The organism is Frankia sp. R43 (assembly GCF_001306465.1).
Taxonomy (GTDB): Bacteria; Actinomycetota; Actinomycetes; order Frankiales; family Frankiaceae; genus Parafrankia; species Parafrankia irregularis.
In genome coordinates, this window is sequence record NZ_LFCW01000007.1 from 13,682 (window position 1) to 31,827 (window position 18,146).

At 70.7% G+C, this 18,146-nt stretch carries 13 protein-coding genes; 3 read left to right on the forward strand and 10 right to left on the reverse strand.

The window, feature by feature from the left end:
* Nucleotides 1-21 precede the first annotated feature (21 nt).
* Complete coding sequence (locus ACG83_RS27740; RefSeq protein WP_235498231.1) at nt 22-1,530, forward strand: MFS transporter; 1,509 nt, start codon at nt 22-24, stop codon at nt 1,528-1,530.
* 181 nt (nt 1,531-1,711) lie between these two features.
* Here the strand turns inward: ACG83_RS27740 and ACG83_RS27745 are convergent, their stop codons facing one another.
* Complete coding sequence (locus tag ACG83_RS27745) at nt 1,712-2,293, reverse strand: NUDIX hydrolase (protein WP_054569593.1); 582 nt, start codon at nt 2,291-2,293, stop codon at nt 1,712-1,714.
* A 101-nt stretch (nt 2,294-2,394) separates the two neighbouring features.
* A complete protein-coding gene (locus ACG83_RS27750; protein ID WP_054569214.1) occupies nt 2,395-3,120 on the reverse strand; it encodes a hypothetical protein in 726 nt (241 codons plus the stop codon).
* Between the two features lie 364 nt (nt 3,121-3,484).
* On the opposite strand from ACG83_RS27750, the gene ACG83_RS27755 reads away from it, so the two are divergent.
* On the forward strand, nt 3,485-4,339 hold the full coding sequence (locus tag ACG83_RS27755; protein WP_054569215.1) for a siderophore-interacting protein: 855 nt from the start codon (nt 3,485-3,487) through the stop codon (nt 4,337-4,339).
* A 42-nt stretch (nt 4,340-4,381) separates the two neighbouring features.
* Here ACG83_RS27755 and ACG83_RS27760 read toward each other — a convergent pair whose 3' ends face one another.
* Nucleotides 4,382-5,233: a DUF72 domain-containing protein gene (locus ACG83_RS27760; RefSeq protein ID WP_054569594.1), complete on the reverse strand. Its 852-nt coding sequence runs from the start codon at nt 5,231-5,233 to the stop codon at nt 4,382-4,384.
* Nucleotides 5,234-5,366: 133 nt separating this feature from the next.
* Complete coding sequence (locus ACG83_RS27765; protein WP_054569216.1) at nt 5,367-6,878, reverse strand: MFS transporter; 1,512 nt, start codon at nt 6,876-6,878, stop codon at nt 5,367-5,369.
* Nucleotides 6,879-7,014: 136 nt separating this feature from the next.
* Here ACG83_RS27765 and ACG83_RS27770 point away from each other — a divergent pair, with 136 nt between their 5' ends.
* Nucleotides 7,015-7,737 carry a TetR/AcrR family transcriptional regulator gene (locus tag ACG83_RS27770; RefSeq protein WP_083473620.1) on the forward strand — a complete coding sequence of 241 codons (723 nt, stop codon included), beginning with the start codon at nt 7,015-7,017 and terminating at the stop codon, nt 7,735-7,737.
* 52 nt (nt 7,738-7,789) lie between these two features.
* Here ACG83_RS27770 and ACG83_RS27775 read toward each other — a convergent pair whose 3' ends face one another.
* From ACG83_RS27775 to pabB, 6 genes are all read right to left on the reverse strand, one after another.
* Entirely contained in the window at nt 7,790-10,039 is a 2,250-nt protein-coding gene (locus ACG83_RS27775; RefSeq protein ID WP_235498232.1) for an arylsulfatase, read from the reverse strand.
* A 221-nt stretch (nt 10,040-10,260) separates the two neighbouring features.
* Entirely contained in the window at nt 10,261-11,067 is an 807-nt protein-coding gene (locus ACG83_RS27780; RefSeq protein ID WP_054569217.1) for a DUF3050 domain-containing protein, read from the reverse strand.
* An 82-nt stretch (nt 11,068-11,149) separates the two neighbouring features.
* Nucleotides 11,150-12,163, reverse strand: coding sequence for a methyltransferase (locus tag ACG83_RS27785; RefSeq protein ID WP_054569218.1), 1,014 nt, complete (start codon nt 12,161-12,163; stop codon nt 11,150-11,152).
* Nucleotides 12,164-12,194: 31 nt separating this feature from the next.
* Nucleotides 12,195-13,895 (reverse strand): class I adenylate-forming enzyme family protein, encoded by a 1,701-nt coding sequence (locus ACG83_RS27790; RefSeq protein WP_063793227.1) that lies wholly within the window; start codon nt 13,893-13,895, stop codon nt 12,195-12,197.
* A gap of 25 nt (nt 13,896-13,920) precedes the next feature.
* Nucleotides 13,921-15,525, reverse strand: a complete 1,605-nt coding sequence (locus ACG83_RS27795) for an AMP-binding protein (protein WP_054569219.1) — start codon at nt 15,523-15,525, stop codon at nt 13,921-13,923.
* The gene (gene pabB / locus ACG83_RS27800; RefSeq protein WP_054569220.1) at nt 15,522-17,729 is read right to left on the reverse strand and encodes an aminodeoxychorismate synthase component I; all 2,208 of its coding nucleotides are present in this window, start codon (nt 17,727-17,729) and stop codon (nt 15,522-15,524) included. Before pabB ends, ACG83_RS27795 begins: the two co-directional genes overlap by 4 nt.
* Nucleotides 17,730-18,146 lie beyond the last annotated feature (417 nt).

The window sequence follows — 18,146 nt, forward strand, 5'->3', positions numbered from 1 at the left end:
CCGCCCGCCCAGGACCGACCGGTGCCGCCCCCGGCACCCGTGCCCACGCCGCCACCACCGTCGGTGGCACCGGCGCCATCGGGGGTCTCGACGGCGCCGCCGGCACTCGACGCGCCGGCGCCGTCCACGACCGGGAGCCTGCTCGTCATGGCGGCGGCCGCGGCGGCGTTCTCCATCGCGCAGACCGCCGTGGTGCCGGGGGTCGGCGTGCTGACCGACGCCCTGGGCACCACCGCGGCGAACGTCACGTGGGTGTTCAGCGCCTACCTGGTCGCGGCGGCGATCCTCACCCCGGTCATCGGCCGCCTGGGCGACATGTACGGCCGGCGGCGCCTCCTGGTCATCGCCCTCACCGTGTTCGCGGCGGGCAGTGTGCTGTCGGCGCTCGCGAGCGACATCTGGCTGCTGGTGGCGGCGCGGACGGTGCAGGGCGCCGGCGGCGGCATCTTCCCGCTCTGCTTCGGCATCATCGGCGAGGCGTTCCCCGAACGCCGCCGCCCGGGCGCTGTCGGGCTGATCGCCGCGATCGCCGGCATCGGCGCCGGCGCGGGCCTGCTCGCGGGCGGGCTGCTCCTCGATCACGCCAGCTGGCGTTGGATCTTCTGGCTCGGTGCGCTCATGTCCGCCGGCGCGGCGGCCGGCTCGCTGCGGCTGCCTCCGGACTCCGCCGCGTCCCGTTCCCCGGGCCGGGTGGATGTGCCCGGTGCGCTCCTGCTGTCCGCCGGGCTGACCGCCCCGCTCATCGCGCTGACGCAGACCTCCGTCTGGGGCTGGGACAGTCCCCGGACACTCGGGCTGATGGCGGCCGGGCTGGCCGTCCTCGCCCTGTTCGCGCTGTTCGAGCTGCGCACAGCCGATCCGCTCGTGGACATCCGGCTGCTGGTTCGGCCGATCGTCGCGGCCACGAACCTCGCCACTCTGTTGGTGGGCTGCTGCATGTTCGGCGCGTTCGTCCTGGTCCCGCAGATCGCGCAGGCGCCGCGCTCGGCCGGCTACGGCTTCGGCCTGGACGCCACCGGAACAGGCCTGCTGCTGCTGCCCGCCTCCCTGGCGATGCTGATCACCGGTTCGTACGCGGGGCGGATCAGCGGGTGGCTCGGGCGGCGCGCTCCCCTGATGGCCGGGTTCCTCACCGCCGCCGGTGGCCTGGCCCTGCTCGCGGTGGACCACGGCGAGCGGGTGGTCGTCGCGGTGCTCACGACCGTGGTCTTCACCGGCGTCGGCCTCGGCATGTCGGTGGTTCCCACCATCATCATCGAGGACGTTCCGGCGCGGACCACAGGCCAGGCCACCGGGGTGAACGCACTGGTGCGCTCGGTCGGCGCGGCGCTGGGCTCGCAGGTCGTCGCCGCCCTGCTCGCGTCGAGCACGAGCGCGGGCCGTCCACTGCCCACCGACAGCGCGTTCACCCGGGCGTTCTGGATCGCCGCCGGTGCCGCCGTCTGCGCGTCCTGCGCCGCCGTGCTGATCCCCCGCGGTGGCGGTCCTCAGGAAGAGCCGGGGTGTTCGAGGCTCAGACGCCCGCCGTGATGCTGATGGGTGACCCGGCGGGAACGTCGCGCAGTTGTCGGGTGCTCGATGTACCGACTGGCCGGTTCCGCGGAACCGGGGCGTTCCGCGCAAGCGCCCCGGTTCCGCGCAAGCGCCCCGTGTCGCCACCCGGTCCGACCGGCGGCGGCCGCCGCGGGCACCGCGGGCAGGCCGGCCGGCGTCAGGGAGACCTGCGAGCCGGGTCGGGAAGTTTTCGGGTGAGCAGGGTGGCCCGAACCCGGCCGCCGAGCTGGCCAGGCAGCTCGAGAAGCGGGATCCACCGGAAGTCGGATACCTCCTCCTCGTTCGGGGATGTGGCGACCGCCTGATCCACCGCCAGCAGGAATCGAAAATCGTAATGAGTGTGCTCGGGCTCCACTTTGATCGGATTCGCTGGTATCACGTGCGCGTGCAGGTCGACCGGCCGCTCGAGAACGGGGCTGACGCTCCCGCCGGAAATCCCCGCCTCCTCGGCCAGTTCCCGCATCGCCGTAGCCAGCAGTGAGTCGTCCTCCGGCTCGATGTGGCCACCGGGCAGCAGCCAGCGCTCGAGCCGGCGATGCCGGATCTGCAGGACGCGCCGGTCGGGGGTGACCACGACCGCCCCACAGGTCACATGGCCGGGCGTGGTCGCCCTCGAGGCCAGCGGCGCCTCGCTGCCACGCGCCCTCTCCAACAGCGCGGCGAACGGCTCCGCGTCCGTCGGGTACACGTCGAGATAGGCGCTGATCGTGTTGGCGATGTCGTCGTTGCTGACGGGCATCTCGTCCACTCCTGGTCGGCACATCACAGCAGGAACCAGGAGATGATTTCATGCCCGGCCGGCGACCCGTGAAAGCCCGGGAATCCGGCCGTGCCCTTCGGTCAGATTCGCCAGGAAACGCTGCCGGGGGTGGCGTCGTCGAACCGGATGACATCGAAGTCGGCGGTGACATCAAAGGCAAGCTGGACAGTTGTCGGATCATCGGAAAAAGGCTCCGAAGGCCCCATTATCGCCGATTCCGTCCACAGTGGGGTCGCGATCGCGTTCCCCGGCCCCAGCGCGGAGAAGACGTAGAGGTCGGGCCACACGTAGTTGCCGCGCACCGCGACCGTCACGTCCACGAGCAGATACGTGCCGTTGTCGGGCGTCCGCTGGAACTCCTCGGTGGGCGCGGTGGACTGCCTGTGCACGTTGCCGACGGTCAGCTCGACGACGGTCGGCTGGTCGCAGCCCGCCACCTGATACCTGAGCACGACGGTCTCCCCCGCCGCGACGACCGGGTCGTCCTCGTCCGGCGAACGCCGCGCCGAGTCGGGTACCGAGCCACCCGTGGCTCCGTAGCAGGCATCCGACCCGGACACCTCCACGCCCTGCATGTCCGAGCTTCCGAAATAACCGTCTTCTGTGAAGTCGACCCCGCAGAAGAGCGTGAGTGCGCTCAGCGCGACGGCGGCCGCGCTCAGCACGGTGACGACGATGAGCAACCAGCCGTGCCAGCGGGCCGGGCCCGGCGCCGGTGGCTGTGGCGGATACCAGCCGTAGGGCGGCCACGGGCCCGGCGGCGGTGCCGGTGCGGGCGACGCCGGTGACGCCGGTGACGCCGGCATCGCCGCATCCGGCCCCGGGACTGGTGGTGCCGCGGGTGGCGGCGGTGGCGCCATGGGCGGTGTGGGCGGAACCGGTGACGGCGGTGCCAGCACCCACGGATTCACCGGGCCGCCGGAACTGCCGGAGCCGCCGGAACCCCCCGGGCCTGCCTGTTCCCGGCGCTCCGCCGAATCCTCGCCTGAGTCCCCGCGCTCGTCCGCCACGCCCCGCCCCTCGGCCTGGAACCCGGATTCCCCGGGCCCCGAAACTAGATCGCCGAGATTATCAGGATAGATCAGCACAGATCCGTCAAGGTGGCTGGTCCGCTAATCGGGCAAACTGAGTGTTCCGTTCGCCACGGGATTCCGAACGTACGTTGGGGGAATGGCTGAGCGTCAGACCGCGCGACGGTTCCCCGCCCCGCACCGGGCGACCGTGCTGCGCACGGAGCGTCTAACCCCACACATGGTGCGGGTCGTCCTCGGCGGCCCCGGACTAGCGCGCTTCTCCGCCGGTGACTTCACCGATCACTACGTCAAGCTGCTCTTCGGAGTGCCCGGGGTGACCTACCCGGAGCCGTTCGACATCCAGGCCGTGCGGGCCGAGATGCCGCGCGAGCACTGGCCACGGACCAGGACCTACACCGTCCGCGCCTGGGACCCGGTCAGCCGCGAGCTGACCATCGACTTCGTCTGGCACGGCGACCGGGGCATCGCCGGGCCCTGGGCCGCCACCGTCACCCCCGGCGCGGAGATCCTGTTCAACGGCCCAGGCGGCGCCTACTCCCCCGGCGCGGACGCGGACTGGCATCTGCTGGCGGGCGACGAGAGCGCGCTGCCGGCGATCGCCGCCTCGCTGGCCCGGGTGCCGGCCGGCGTGCCGGTGCATGCGTTCGTCGAGGTCGCCGGCTCGCAGGACGAGCAGAGCCTGGACGTACCGGACGGTGTCGAGGTCCGGTGGCTGCACCGCGGGGAACGGCCGGTCGGTGCGCTGCTGGTCGAGGCGGTCACCGCGCTGGAGCTGCCGGCGGGGACGGGGCAGGTGTTCGTCCACGGTGAGGCGGGCACGGTGAAGGCGCTGCGGCGGCTGCTGCGCGTCGAGCGCGGGCTGCCACCGGAGTGGCTGTCGATCTCCGGCTACTGGCGGGCCGGGCACGACGAGGACGGCTGGCAGTCCGGCAAGCGGGAGTGGAACGCCCAGGCCGAGGCCGAGGAACAGATCGCGCTCGCCACGCGCTGACGGCTCAGAACAGGGCCAGTGGCTCAGAACAGGGTCAGCGGCTCAGAACAGGGTCAGCGGCTGCGCCGGGATCGGTTCGGGCAGGGCGTCCAGCTCCGGCAGCCGGGCCCGGACGTCGTCGTGGAAACGCCGCGCGAGTCCGGGCGCGTCGGCGTTGTCCGGGGTGTGGATGAACATCGTCGGCGAGCGGCCCTCGCGCAGCCAGCCGACGACGACGTCGACCCAGGGCCGCCAGCCCGCGACCGTCTGTTCGGTGTCGTCACGGCCCAGATAGCGGACGATCGGCCGGTCGGTCAGCGCGACGGACCGCGACGGTACCCGTGGCTTCTTGCTCCAGGCGTCCCGCTCGGCGTCGCTGGTCGGCGGGCTGGCGAAGAACGCCGTGGTGTCGAAGGGGATCCACTCGGCGCCCGCGGTACGCAGCGCCGCCTCGAGCAGGCTGGCCGCCCGGAGGCTGGCGAAGAACTCCGGGTGGCGGACCTCCACGGCGTACCGGTGGCCGTCGGGGAGCCGGCTCAGGAAGCGGGTGAGCAGCGGCACATCGACGGGACCGAAGGCGCCCGGCAGCTGGATCCACACCGCGTGCGCGCGGGTGCCCAGGGGCTCGATCGCGTCCAGGAAGCCACGCAGGGGCTCGTCGACGTCGGTCAGGCAGCGGTCATGGGTGATGATCTTCGGCAGTTTGGCCAGGAACCGGAAGTCCTCGCCGGTCTGGCGCGCCCAGGTGGCCACGGTCTCCCTGGTCGGGGTGGCGTAGAAGGTCGTGTTCCCCTCGACGGCGTCGCACCAGCTGGCGTAGGCGCGCAGGCGCTCGTTCGGCGGCAGCGGATGGGCCAGGAAGCGCCCCTGCCAGGACCGGTGGCTCCACATCGCGCATCCCACGGCAAGACGCATCGAGCGAATCCCTCCGTCAGCGACCCCCACGGCACCGCGCCGGACCCGGCCGGACCGCACTGTATCCGTCCAGTTCTGACCCGGTGCGGTGCGGCCGTGCGGTTCCGCGGAACCGCACGGCCGCGGCGAGCGGTCAGGTCGCCGGCACCGGCTTGGCGCCGCGACGGCTGTTGATGCCGAAGGTGGTGATCGCGGCCACCGCCGCGGCCCCGGCGCACAGGGCGAACAGCTGCTTGTAGCCGTCCAGTGACGGGAGCTCCGCGGAGCCGACGGCGACCGTCTGCGCCGCGAGGATGCTGCCGCCGATGGCGCTGGCGAGCGAGCTGCCGATCGACCGGAACAGGGCGTTCAGGCCGTTCGCCGCCGCGATCTCGGTCGGCGGCGTGAAGGCGTTGATGAGCGACGGCATGGCCGCGTAGCCGATGCCCGTCCCGGTCCCGACCACGGCGTTGCAGACGATGATCTGCCACAGCTCGTCGGTGAACACGATGCGGGTGCACCAGCCGACGGCCACGATGACGGCTCCCAGCGCGAGGGTCTGCGCCCCGCCGCGCAGTGCCACCAGCCGGGCCGCGACCGGCGCGAGGAACAGCATGCCCAGGCCGCTCGGCAGCATCACGAGGCCGCCGACGACCATGGACGAGCCGAAGCCGTACCCGGCCTGCTCCGGTGCCTGCACGAACGACGCCGTCCCGATCATCGAGGCGAAGAGCGCGAAACCGAACAGCATCGAGGCGACGTTCGTCATCAGCAGCGGGCGGCGCAGGAACGCGACCATGTCGACCAGGGGGTCGTTGATCCGTCGCTCGACCACGCCGAGCACCACCAGCAGCACCACGCCGAGCAGCAGCAGGCCGATCACCCAGGGCGAGCCCCAGCCCCAGTTGGCGGTCTCGGCGAGCGGGAGCATCAGCGCGACCAGGCCAGCGCTCAGCAGCGCGGCGCCGACCAGGTCGACCCGGCCACCGGTGCGGCTGGGCGCCTCGGGGACGAAGGCCAGCACGGTGAGGAACGACAGGGCGCCACCGACCACCAGGATCCAGAACAGCACGTGGAAGTCCGCGTGCTCGGCGACCAGACCGGCCAGCGGCAGGCTCAGCGCGGCGCCGACGCCGAGCATCGAGCTGATCAGCGCGATGGCCGAGCCGACCCGTTCCTTCGGCAGCAGCGAGACCAGCAGGCTGATCCCGAGCGGGATCGCCGCCGTGGACAGGCCCTGGATGGCACGCCCGACGATCATCAGCGCGACGTTGCTGGTGACCGCGTCGATGAGTGAGCCGACGGCGAGCGTGCCCATCGCGATCAGCAGCATCCGGCGCTTGCCGAACATGTCACCGAGGCGGCCCATCACCGGGACGGCGACGGCGGCGACGAGCAGCGTGGAGGTGAGCAGCCACTCCACGTTGGTGTGGGTGGTGTTCAGCTCGGTCGGCAGGATCGCCAGCACCGGCACCAGGATCCCCTGGGACATGGACACCATGAGGGCCGCGAAGCCGACGACGGCGAGCTCGAGGGTCGCCCGGCCGGAGGTGGTGTGGGCGCGGATCTCCGCCTCGGCCTGCGCGGCGGTTGTGGCCTGGACGGCTGTGGCCTGGACGGCTGTGGCCCCGACGGTGGTCGCCGCCGGCGCGGACGCCTCTGTCATGCCTGGTCCTCACATCGATCAGTAACGGAAGAATTTCTTCCGGTTACGCTAGCACGAACGGAGGATGCGCCTCCGGTTGGCCCCGGTGGCCGAGCTGGGAGCAGGCTTGACAGCAGGCAGGAGGAGGATCAGGCCGATGCCATCGACAGAGCGGCCGTCAACAGGGCGGCCATCAACAGAGGGGCCATCGACAGAGCGGCCATCGACACCGCCGCACCGGCTGCGCGCCGACGCGCGCCGCAACCGCGGCGCCATCCTCGCCGCGGCCACCGCGGCGTTCACCGCGGACGGGCCCAACGTGCCCATGGAGGAGATCGCCCGCCTCGCCGGCGTCGGCGTCGGCACGCTCTACCGGCACTTCCCCGACCGGGAGACGCTGACGCTGGAGGTGGCGCGCGACAGCGTGAGCGAGATGCTGGACCATGCCCGCCGGGCCCAGGCCGAGGAGCCCACCGCCTGGGGCGCGCTCGTGCGCAGCCTCGGCGGCTTCCGCGCGCTGAGCCTCACGGTGCGCATGCCCGGGCTCTTCTCGGGGGCGACGGCCGCCGCGATCGAGGCCGACGAGACGATCAGGCGGATCCGCGCGGAGCTCATCGAGATCACGGACACGCTGGTCCGGGACGCACAGCGGGAGGGGGCGCTGCGCCCCGACGTCGGCGGCGGCGACGTCACCCACCTGTTCACCCTGCTGCTCCAGAGCACGAACGGATCACCCTGGCAGCCCGACGAGATCGCCTTCGAGCGGGCCCGCGGGATCATCCTCGACGGCCTGCGGGCCCGGCCCGACGCGGCCACCGGCGGACCACCGCTGCCCGGCCGGCCACTGTCCACCGCCGACCTGGACCCGCGCGCGGAATGACGGGGGCGTGGGAGCGTGTGGGCCAGGGCTCCCGCACGCTCGTTCGTGGCTGCTAGTCGACCTGTAGTGCGATGCGCAGGAGATCCCGCTCCGGGGGCAGTTGGGCGCCGGCGTCGATGCGCACCTGGTGCAGGGTGCCCGTCCACGGGAACGGCGGGCGGTAGCCGTCGCTCACCGGCAGCCCGCGGTCCTGCCCGAGGTGGATCGACGCGCCGCCGTGCTGCCAGACGAACGGCAGGCTGTCGTCGACGTGGGCGGTGCCGACGGCCTCCCCGTCGATCAGCGCCTCGACGTGCAGGCCGCCCGCCGGATCGGGCCGCAGCCCCAGCCCCGCCGTGTGCCGGCCGGGCGGCAGCGGCCGGTCCGCCGACACCGCGATCTCACTGCTGGGCAGCGCCGCCACGGCATGCAGGACGCCACCGACCACGTACGCGGCGAAACCGCCGTTCCAGTCGCCGAGCGCGAACAGCACCCCGTTCGCCTCGTCGGCGGACGCCGGCACCTCGACGTCCGCGATGATCCGGCCACCGCCGAACAGCAGCGGCAGCGCGTCGTCGGAGACCGGGCCGCCGGCCGGGTCCAGCACCAGGCTCTGTCCGACCGGGTACTCCCGCGGCAGCAGGTCACCGAAGCGGCCGGCGATGCTGTCGACGATCGGCATCACCTTGTTGGCGCCCGCCTCGACGAACCACTGCCGTTCCAGGCCCCGCACGACGTCCGGATGCTTCTCGGCCAGGTCGTGCGCCTCGGAGAAGTCCTCGTCCAGCCGGAACAGCGACCAGCGGTCGGTCTCGAAGTCGCGGCTGCCCTCCATCAGCTGCTCCTCCTCGATGACGCCCTGCGAGACGTGGTCGGTGGTCGCCTTCCAACCGTCCGCGACGATCGAGCGCGATCCGAGCATCTCGAAGTACTGCGACGTTCGCGGGCTCGGCGCCGCCGGGTCGTCGAAGGTGGGCAGCAGGCTGGCGCCGTCCACCCGCTGCTGCGCCGCGCCGTCGACGGACTCGGGCAGCGGCACGCCACAGGCCTCGAGCACGGTCGGCATGATGTCGATGACGTGCGCGAACTGCCCGCGCACACCGGTGTCGGCACCACCGTCGCCAGCCCCGCCGCCGGTGCCCGGCGTGATCCCGGCCGGCCAGTGGACGATCATCGGCACCCGGGTGCCACCGAGCCAGGTGTAACGCTTCCACAGCCGGAACGGTGTGTTGCCGGCCCAGGCCCAGCCCCAGGCGTAGTGCGGGTAGTGGCGCTGCCCGCCCCAGTCGTCGAGGCGGCCCAGGTTGTCGGCCAGATCGTCGACCACCCGGTGGGTGAAGCTGTGCTCGTTGGCGGTTCCCGACACCCCGCCCTCGGCGCTCGCGCCGTTGTCGGACATCACGAACAGCAGCGTGTCGTCCAGGACGCCGAGCTTCTCCAGCGCGTCGACGACCCGGCCGATCTGCGCGTCGGTGTGGCTCAGGAAACCGGCGTAGACCTCGTGCATCCGGGCGAAGACGCGGCGCTCGTCGGCCGGCAGGTCAGCCCAGGCCCGCACCCAGGACGGGCGTTCGGTCAGCGTCGTCCCCGCGGGGACGACGCCGCTGGCGAGCTGCCGGGCGAAGACCTCCTCGCGCCAGCGGTCCCAGCCGTGGTCGAAGGCGCCGGCGTAGGCATCCGCCCAGGAACGCTCGACGTGGTGCGGGGCATGCATCGCGCCGGGGGCGAAGTAGAGGAAGAACGGCTTTCCGGGCGCCGACTGCTGCTGGTTGACCACCATCCGGATCGCCTCGTCGGCGAGGTCCTCGGTCAGGTGGTAGCCGTCGGAGGGCCCGGCCGGCGGCTCGACGTAGGAGTTGTCGCGGACCAGCTCGGGCGCCCAGTGGTTGGCGTCGCCGCGCAGGAAGCCGTAGTAGCGCTCGAAACCCAGCCCGAGCGGCCACCGGTCGTACGGCCCGGCCGAACTGCGCTCACCACCGGGGACGAGGTGCCACTTCCCCACCGCCATCGTGTTGTAGCCGCCTGCGCGCAGCAGCCGGGGAAGCGTGGCGGCCGAGCGCGGGATGCGGGCGGTGTAGCCGGGAGCCCTGGTCGCGAGGTCCGCGAGGAAGCCCATGCCCACCGCGTGGTGGTTGCGCCCGGTGAGCAGCGAGGCGCGGGTGGGCGAGCACAGTGCCGTGACGTGGAACCGGTTGTACCGCAGTCCCCCGGCGGCCAGCCGGTCGACGTTCGGCGTGGAGAACCCGGAACCGTAGCTCCCGAACTGCGCGAACCCCAGGTCGTCGAGCAGGATCACGACCACGTTCGGCGCACGATTCGCCACAGGAGTCCCCATTCCACGCAATGCCGACCAAGAATGTCGCAAAGACCGCGGCCGTCAGCACACCCCACGGCGGCCGATGCAGTCAAGCGTGGCCGTCCTGTGCGGTGAACCGGATTCCTCCCCGGCCTGACGGCCGGGGCATCCTCCCGGAATCTCGGTGATCCGTGATCGCCGCGCGTGACCGGACCCGTCCCGAGGCGGCGCCGCCCCGGCGCACCGGGTCAGATCGTGACCGAACGCTCCCTCTCGTCGACATCAAGGGCGGCGGCGATGCCGTCCCACAGCTGCAGGCGTGCCCGCAGGGCGCGTCTCGTCACGGCTACGCACTCCGACCAGCGGGCGTCGTCCTCACCGCAGAGATCCGCCAGCATCTGCATCGCCATCGGCGTGTGCTGCTCACCGTCGACCTCGATGTGCCGGGCGAGGTAGTCGTGGAAGGTACGCAGGCGGATCTCGTTGTTCGAGATCACCTGGGCGAACATGTCCGGAATCAGGTCCTCGCGCCCGAAGGCGAACGCCGCGGCCTGGCAGTGGACCGGCGTCTCGGTGATGATGCTCCAGGTCTCCTTCATGAAGCTCGAGGCGGGTGCCGGCACCTCGGCGAGCACCGCGGCCTCGGCGATCGGAACCCCCACCCTGACCGCCTCCAGCAGGCGATCGATCCCGTCGGTCCGCGCACCGGCCTCGATCATTCCGATCCGGTAGAGCTCGAAGTGACTTATGTAGCCGGCGTCGAGCTCGTCGCTCTCCTCCACGAGGACGATGTCGTTGATCAGCCGGCGGCTCGAGACGGGCCCGCTCGGAACCCAGGGAAGGTCGATGCAGGTAAGGGAGCGCTGTAGCGAGGTCAGCAACGACATGAAGTCCCAGACCGCATAGACGTGGTGCTCCATGAAGACCTGAACGTCGCGAACAGTGCGAATACGCTGGTAAAGCGAGTGCGCCGTGACCTCGAGACGGCTCTGGTTGATCATCTCCCGTATGCTGTCGATGCTCGAGTGCTGTTTGCCCCACGAGTAGCGTGACATCTGTCCCTCACTAGGTCGAACTGGCTGTGGCGGCGGCGGTGTCGTCGACGCGGCCGGGACGCGCCGGCCTGCGCGACCGTTGTCAGAGACGGCGGGCGACAAGCAGGTGGACGTCCAGCTCGAGCGGCCGGACGTCATCGAGCGCGAATCCCTCGTCGGCCAGCAGCTGGGCATAGTTTTCCCGGGAGCGCTCCCGTCCGTGGCCCATCACCGCGAGCATGTGCAGGTCGAATCCGGCGGCAAGCGACGGCGCGGCGCCGGCGGGGGGCAGCAGGCGCTCCACCACCAGCAGGGTGGCCCCCGGCCGCGCCGCCTCGTGTATGCGCCCGAGGATCCGCCGGCAGTCCGCGTCGTCGAAGCCATGGAGGATCCGGGAGAGAACGTAGGCGTCTCCCCCCTTCGGCGCCTGCGCGAAGAAGTCACCGGAGACGGTCTGAGCGCGATTCCCGAAGGACTGGAGGTTCCGCTCGGTGGCCGCGCTGGCCACCACGTGCCGCGCGTCGTAGAGAACTCCCCGCAACGACTCGTCCGACCGCAGGATCTCGGCGAGCAGACCGCCGGTACCGCCCGCGACGTCCACCACCGTGGTCTGCGCGGGAAACGCGTGGGCCGCCGGTACACGTGCGAAGAAGGAGGCGCCACCGGCCATCGTGGCGTCGTAGCGGGACGCCGTCTCCGAATGCGCGGGAAGGTAGTCGAAAAGGCTCCTGCCAAAGACTTTCTCGAAGCCTGAGATGCCGGTGGTGAGCGCGTTCAGCAGCTCACCCCAGGCAGCGTAGAACTCGCTGCCGTAGAGAACTGTCAACGCGTTCAGCGAATCCGCGGTGTCCGATCGCAGCAGCTCTCCGACCGGGGTCAGGGAGTAGCCGCCCGCGGGATCGTACGTCAACACGTCGAGGTCGACGAGGAAACGTAGGAGACGAGTGACCGGATCGACCTGGAGGGCAAGTTCGGCTGCCAGGTCGGCCGCGTTCCGAGGCCCGCCGGCCAGTCGGTCCGCGATACCGAGTGCCGCGGCCGCGTGTATCGCCTGGGTTCGCCAGTACCCGGTTGCCAGCTCGATCAGGGTACGGGCACTGGTGGAGTCTGTCGTCACCGGAGCTCCTGGGTTGGCAGGTGGTTTTCCGTCATTTCCGTTCGGCGACCAGCCGACTGAGGACCGAGCGCTGGATCTTCGCGGTCGACGTTCGTGGAAGCTGGTGGAAGGGCAGCTCCACGGGCTCGGCCATGTCCGGGAGCCCGTCGATCGCCCGCGCCCAACGGGCCCGGTCCAGCGGTCCGTCATCACGCGTGCACACGACCGGGACGGGCTCGCCCTCGGGGCCGGCGACGATCACGATCTCCCGCAGCTCGGTGAGGCGGCCCATGAGGATGTCCTCGGCCTGCAGGTTGCTGGGCATCGACGCGATCTGGTCGACCTCGCGGTCGATCAGGTAGAGCAGGCCTCGCCGGCTTCGGTAGCCCATGTCGCCGAGCCGCCACCAGCCGTCGCGGAGCTGGCTCGCGAAACGCTCGTCCTCGCCGAGGTAGGTCAGCGCGCGGCCGCGGCTGCGCACCTCGAGGTGGCCCGCCTCACCCGGCCGGACCCGTCGCCCGTCCGCGCCGACGACCCTCAGCCTGATGAAGCCGGGCAGGGTGAGCCCGACGCAGCGCCCGTCCGCCTGGGCGGCTCCGCGGCGGGTGAACCATCGGCCGGCCACCGGTCCCGTCTCGGACTGCCCGTAGAACGCGAGCATCAGCGGCCGCCGGTGTTTCGAGGCGGACAGGAGCCTGGCGACGGTCCGCGGATGAATTGCGTCGAACGTAGCGGCATAGTATTTGATGCTCGACAGGGGCTGGCCGGGCGCGTCGACCAGATCCTCCCAGTCGATGAAGGCGTTGGGATGGGTTTCGATGAATCCAGGACGGGTCCGGACGAGTAGTGGTCCAACGGTCTCGGGAGCCGAGTCCGAGGCGATCACCAGCGGATTTCCGTAACGCAGGAAGACACCGAGAGCGTGGTAGAAGCGAGAATGCACGAAGGTCAGACAGAAAGCCACCTTGAGGCGCTTCCTGACCGGCGAGGCGATCGCCAGCTGCGGAATCAGCCGATGCCAGAGCGCCCCGGCACAGTGCACCACCAGCTTGGGAATACCGGTGGTTCCCGAACTGTGCGTGATGAGCGCCGGCTCCCTCGGGTGCAGCAGCACCGGATCCCGCGGCGGCGAGCCCGCGTACCCGCCCAGGCGGACCACCGGCGCCGGCGCGCCGCTCTGATCGCGAAGCGGGTGGTCGACGGCCGCGTTGCGGACGGCCGCGTTGCGGACGGCCCCGTTGCGGACGGCCCCGTTGCGGACGGCCTCGTTGCGGACGGCCTCGTTGCGGACGGCCCCGTCGTCGACGGCGGGCCCGTCGTCGACCAGGACGCTGCCCCGGACCACAGGCTCCTGCGCCGCGAGCGGGCCGGCAAGCGTCTCCGTGTCGGTCAGCAACCACGGCCGGTCCAGCCGACGGATCAGCTCGGTCGCGATGTCTCCGGGCAGCGCCGGTGCGAGCAGGGCGGGAACCGCGCCGATCCGGGCCGCCGCGCAGGCGAGGAGCGCGATGTCGAAGTTGTTCTGTTTGTAGATCGCCACCCGTTCGGCGGGCCGGATGCCGATCGCCCAGAGGCGGGACGCCAGGTCCGCGACCAGGGTGGCGAGATCCCCGACAGTCGCCTGCGGAGCGTCTGGCGCGCAGCCCAGCGGCTGGTCGAGGCTCACGGAAACAGCGGGATGTGCGTCAGCGGCCTGATCGAACATGCGGCCTATGTAGAAGGCACGCACTCCTGTGTTGAGATCGGCGGACACGTTGCGTTCATCTCCTGAAGATCGCTCAGCTGAGGCCGGCCGGATCTGGACCGAGCCACGTCGTCGAGGCGGGCGTCGCGGTGGGATGCGGGACTTCTGGACGGCCGGCCGGGCTGGAGCCCGGGCTGGCGGGCGGGTTCTCCGCGGCGAAGAGGCCACTGCGCAGCTGGAAACGGCGGAGCTTTCCCGAGGCGGTGCGTGGGAGGGCGGGCACAAGATGGACGGTCCGGGGAACCTTGAACGGCGCGAGGCGTTCCCGCGCGAAACCCACCAGATCCTGTTCGAGCCGGCTGCCGGACTCGTCCGGCCGGCGCGGCACCACATAGGCCCGCAGCCGGGTCGCGCCGGTCTCGTCGGGAACCGCGGCCACGGCGACCTCGGAAACAAGCGGATGTGCGCCGAGAACCCCCTCGATCTCCAGCGGTGACACCGTGATCCCGCCGACCATCTCGAGATCGTCGAGCCGCCCGAGATGTACGAAGGTGCCGTCCGGGTTACGCATCCCGCGGTCGTTGGTCGCGAGCCAGCCTCCGCGAAGGGCCGCCGCGGTCTGCTCCGGCCGGTTGAGGTAGCCGATCATGAGGGTCGGCCCGGTGACCCACAGCTCACCGACGGTCCCGTCGGGGCACGGCCGGCCCTCGGGATCACGCACCTGAACCGTGAAGCCGGGTACCGCACGCCCGACCGTGCCCCTAACGTTGGCTTCGACGCCGTTCGCCACGAAGGCGCACCCCACCTCCGTCTGCCCGAGCTGTTCCAGAACCGGGGCGCCCAGCAGATCGGACGTACGCCCACCGAGTTCGAGGCTCAGCCGTTCACCGGCGGACACCGCCGCCCGGACCGAGCCGAACGAGGCGGGTTCCGCCGAACGCCCCAGGCCCGCGAATGCCGACGGGACCGCGTACAGCAGGGTCACCCCGTGCCGGCTGACAAGCTCCTCGACGGCCTCCGGGCCGGGACGTTCTCGCAGGAGCACGACCGACCCACCCGAATACAGCGGGAAGACCAGGGAGTTGCAGAGGCCATAGCCGAAATAGAGCTTCGACACGGACAGCGTCACATCGGTCGGCCCGGAACGCAGCAGCGCCTGTCCGATGCTCTGATGGTAGAAGCGGGGGTTCCCCTGCCGGAACATCGCCCCTTTCGGGGATCCCGTCGTCCCGGACGTGTAGGTGAGATAGAGAGGGTCGTCGGTACGCACGACCGGCCCGGCCTCGGCCTGGTGTGCCTCAGCCAGCAGCTGATCGCCACTGCGCACCACGGTGGCCGTGAACCGGGAGCAGATCTCCTCGTCCGCGACGACGATCCGCGCGGCGCAGTCGTCTGCCATGAATCCGTGGTCGTGCGCGGTCAACAACGGGTTGACCGGGACGGCGGTCGCTCCGCACCGCACGGTTCCGAGGAAGGTCGCCACCCAGGCGGGGCCGTCGGACAGCGCGATCAGCACCCTGCGGCCGGGCCCGGCGCCATGCCGGACCAGCACCTGACCGACTCGCGCGGCCAGGTCGTGTAACTCCCCGTAGGTGACCACCTGGTCCTCGAACAGGAGGGCCGGTCGGTCCGTCCAGCCCCGGGACCGCGCCAGGTCCGCCAACTCCGCGGCCAGGTTCCTGGGAGGACGCCCGTTCATCGCGGGGCTCCGGAGAACGCCCGCTGCCCGGAGACGGCCCGGCCGGCCGCCGGACTGGCCACCGCGCGGACGGTCGTCGCCGCCTTGAGCAGCATCTCGTCCAGTTCCTCGCCGGGATCGGAGTCCAGGACGATCGCGCCCCCGCTGCCGACATGCCAGACGTCGTCCACCAGAACCGCGGTGCGGATGACGATGCTCAGGTCCGCTGTCCCGTCGCAGCCAAGAAAGCCCAGCGCCCCTGAGTAGATACCACGGGCGTCGGTTTCGAGCGTGTCGATGATCTCCATCGTCCGCAGCTTCGGGGCGCCGGTCATGGAGCCCCCCGGAAAACAGGCCCGCACACAGTCGATCACACTTCGGTCGGTTCGCAGCCGTCCGCGCACGGTCGACACCAGCTGATGCACGGTCGCATAGGTCTCGGTCGTCATGAGGCGCGGCACGTGCACGCTGCCGATCTCGCAGACCCGGCCGAGGTCGTTGCGCAGAAGGTCGACAATCATGAGGTTCTCGGCTCGGGTCTTGGGGCTCGTCCGCAGTTCGTGACACAGCTGGATGTCCTGCGCGGCGTCCTTTCCCCGCGGCGCCGTCCCCTTGATCGGCTTGCTTTCGACCCAGCGATATCTGTCGATGCGCAGAAACCTCTCGGGTGAGGAGCTGGCGACCTCGACCCCGGCAAGCCGGAGGTAGGCACCGTAGGGCGCCGGGTTCCATCGCCGAAGCGCGAGATACGCCGCCAGCCCGTCGTCCACGGCCGGCAGGCGCACCATGTTGGTAAGGCAGATCTCGTAGCTCTCCCCAGCCACCAGCTTCGCCTGACAATGATCGATGTCAGCAAGGTATCGGGCTCGGTCACGGCTCAGGTAACCATTGACCAGTGCCCGGTCGAGAGGCGGCGGATTCGACGCCCCGGCCGACGTGGGAAGAACCTCCTCGGAATCACTGAGCAGCGCCAGGCGCGCGGCGGTCGACTCGATCCAGTCCGACGCGCCGTCCGCCTCCAGGGCCAGCAGGTAGGTGGTTTTCTCCTCATGGTCGATGGCGATCATCCGGTCGACGAACATCCAGGCCGCGTCGGGCGCGACCGAACGATGTGCGTTCGTCGCCCCGAGATCCGCCTTGAGTTCATAACCGAAGTAGCCGACATACCCGCACCGCAGGTCGAAGGGCAGGTCGGGGCCTTCGATCTGCCGCTCGGACAACGCCTCCTCGAGATAGTCGAAGATTGTTCCGGGTACCAGGCTGGCCTCGCCCCGAGAACGTACCGAAACGTGCGGATCACCTACCTGGTAGGACACCACTTCACCCAGCGGGCCGCCGGCGTCGCCCAGGAAGGAGAATCTGGCGAGCCCTTCGGGGCGATAGGAGCTGTCGAGCCAGAACGCGTCGGGCGACTCCCCGTACAGTTCACGGAATACCGCGGGCGCGTCGGCCGCACCCGGCAGCGTGCGGACGTTCAGCCGATGAGGCCGGCCGGTCCGGGGCGCAGGCACGGGGGGACCGGTCCGGGGCGCGGACACGGGAACGGGCTGCGCCCTCCCGTCGTCCTCACGGCGCCGCGCAAGCGCCTTGGTCCCGCCGGTCGGCCGGACCGCTCCCCGCCCGCCAGCACTTCGACCCGGCCGTACGAGCTGCTCTGTCAGGGCGCGAAAGTTCGCCAACAGCTGTCTTCCGTGCTCTGTCGCGACCGACTCCGGGTGGAACTGGACGCCCCACAGAGGCCGGGAACGGTGCTCGACAGCCATGATCACATCGTCCTCGGCCCAGGCGACGGCGCGCAGGGCCGCGGGCAACGGGTCCGTGAGGGCCAGGGAGTGATATCGCACCGCGAGAAAGGTGCTCGGAATGTTCTGGAAGAGCCCCGTTCCGTCATGGCGGACCGAGCTGAGAAATCCGTGCCTTGGTTTCGGCGCCGGCTGGACCCGAGCCCCCTCATGCGCCCCGATGCCCTGGTGGCCCAGGCAGACTCCCAGCACGGGCACCTCGGCCTGCGCGATGACCTGTGCCGAGATCCCGAAATCCCGGTCGACATCCGGACGTCCCGGACCGGGCGAGATGATCACATTGTCGTAGACGTCCAGCCGACCGAGCTCTTCGAGCGAGGTGTCATTGGTGATGACCGCCGGCTCCACTCCGTTTACCTCGGCGACGAGCTGGAACAGGTTATATGTGTACGAATCGAAGTTGTCGATCAGCAGGGTTCGCACCGGATTCCCCTAGCTCTGGACGTGAAGAGGCCTGCGTCGAATCACGCGGACCATGCGGCCGGCAGCCCGGACTGGCCCACGATTTCCCGGCGGAAGCCGGCGGACATGAGCCAGGATCACGAAAAGAAGGACATGCCACACGCAGGACTTCCACCCCGGAGGATCCGTGGATCCGAGGAGAAGCCAGATGCCGTGGCCGACGAAAACGCAGGCGAGTGGAAATCTCGCGGAAGGCGTTCGCCCAAATGCAACCCGGGCGAAGCTTATAGCCCGGGTTCCCTGGATGCAACAGCGTTCGCGAATGTCACCCGAAATACCAGGTCAGCGGCCACGGCCGTACCGATGTCGTGCATGTGCACCGCCAGGACCCGCAGCCGGCCCAACCCACCGGGGGGACGTGAGACAGATCACCCCGCC

What these genes read in the sequence shown, in the direction of transcription:
- ACG83_RS27780 (WP_054569217.1), bottom strand. Translation starts at nt 11,067, where the DNA reads ATGTCACGCTACTCGTGGGGCAAACAGCACTCGAGCATCGACAGCATA.
- ACG83_RS27795 (WP_054569219.1), bottom strand. Translation starts at nt 15,525, where the DNA reads ATGAACGGGCGTCCTCCCAGGAACCTGGCCGCGGAGTTGGCGGACCTG.
- ACG83_RS27760 (WP_054569594.1), bottom strand. Translation starts at nt 5,233, where the DNA reads ATGCGTCTTGCCGTGGGATGCGCGATGTGGAGCCACCGGTCCTGGCAG.
- ACG83_RS27770 (WP_083473620.1), top strand. Translation starts at nt 7,015, where the DNA reads ATGCCATCGACAGAGCGGCCGTCAACAGGGCGGCCATCAACAGAGGGG.
- ACG83_RS27755 (WP_054569215.1), top strand. Translation starts at nt 3,485, where the DNA reads ATGGCTGAGCGTCAGACCGCGCGACGGTTCCCCGCCCCGCACCGGGCG.
- ACG83_RS27745 (WP_054569593.1), bottom strand. Translation starts at nt 2,293, where the DNA reads ATGCCCGTCAGCAACGACGACATCGCCAACACGATCAGCGCCTATCTC.
- ACG83_RS27750 (WP_054569214.1), bottom strand. Translation starts at nt 3,120, where the DNA reads ATGCCGGCGTCACCGGCGTCACCGGCGTCGCCCGCACCGGCACCGCCG.
- ACG83_RS27765 (WP_054569216.1), bottom strand. Translation starts at nt 6,878, where the DNA reads ATGACAGAGGCGTCCGCGCCGGCGGCGACCACCGTCGGGGCCACAGCC.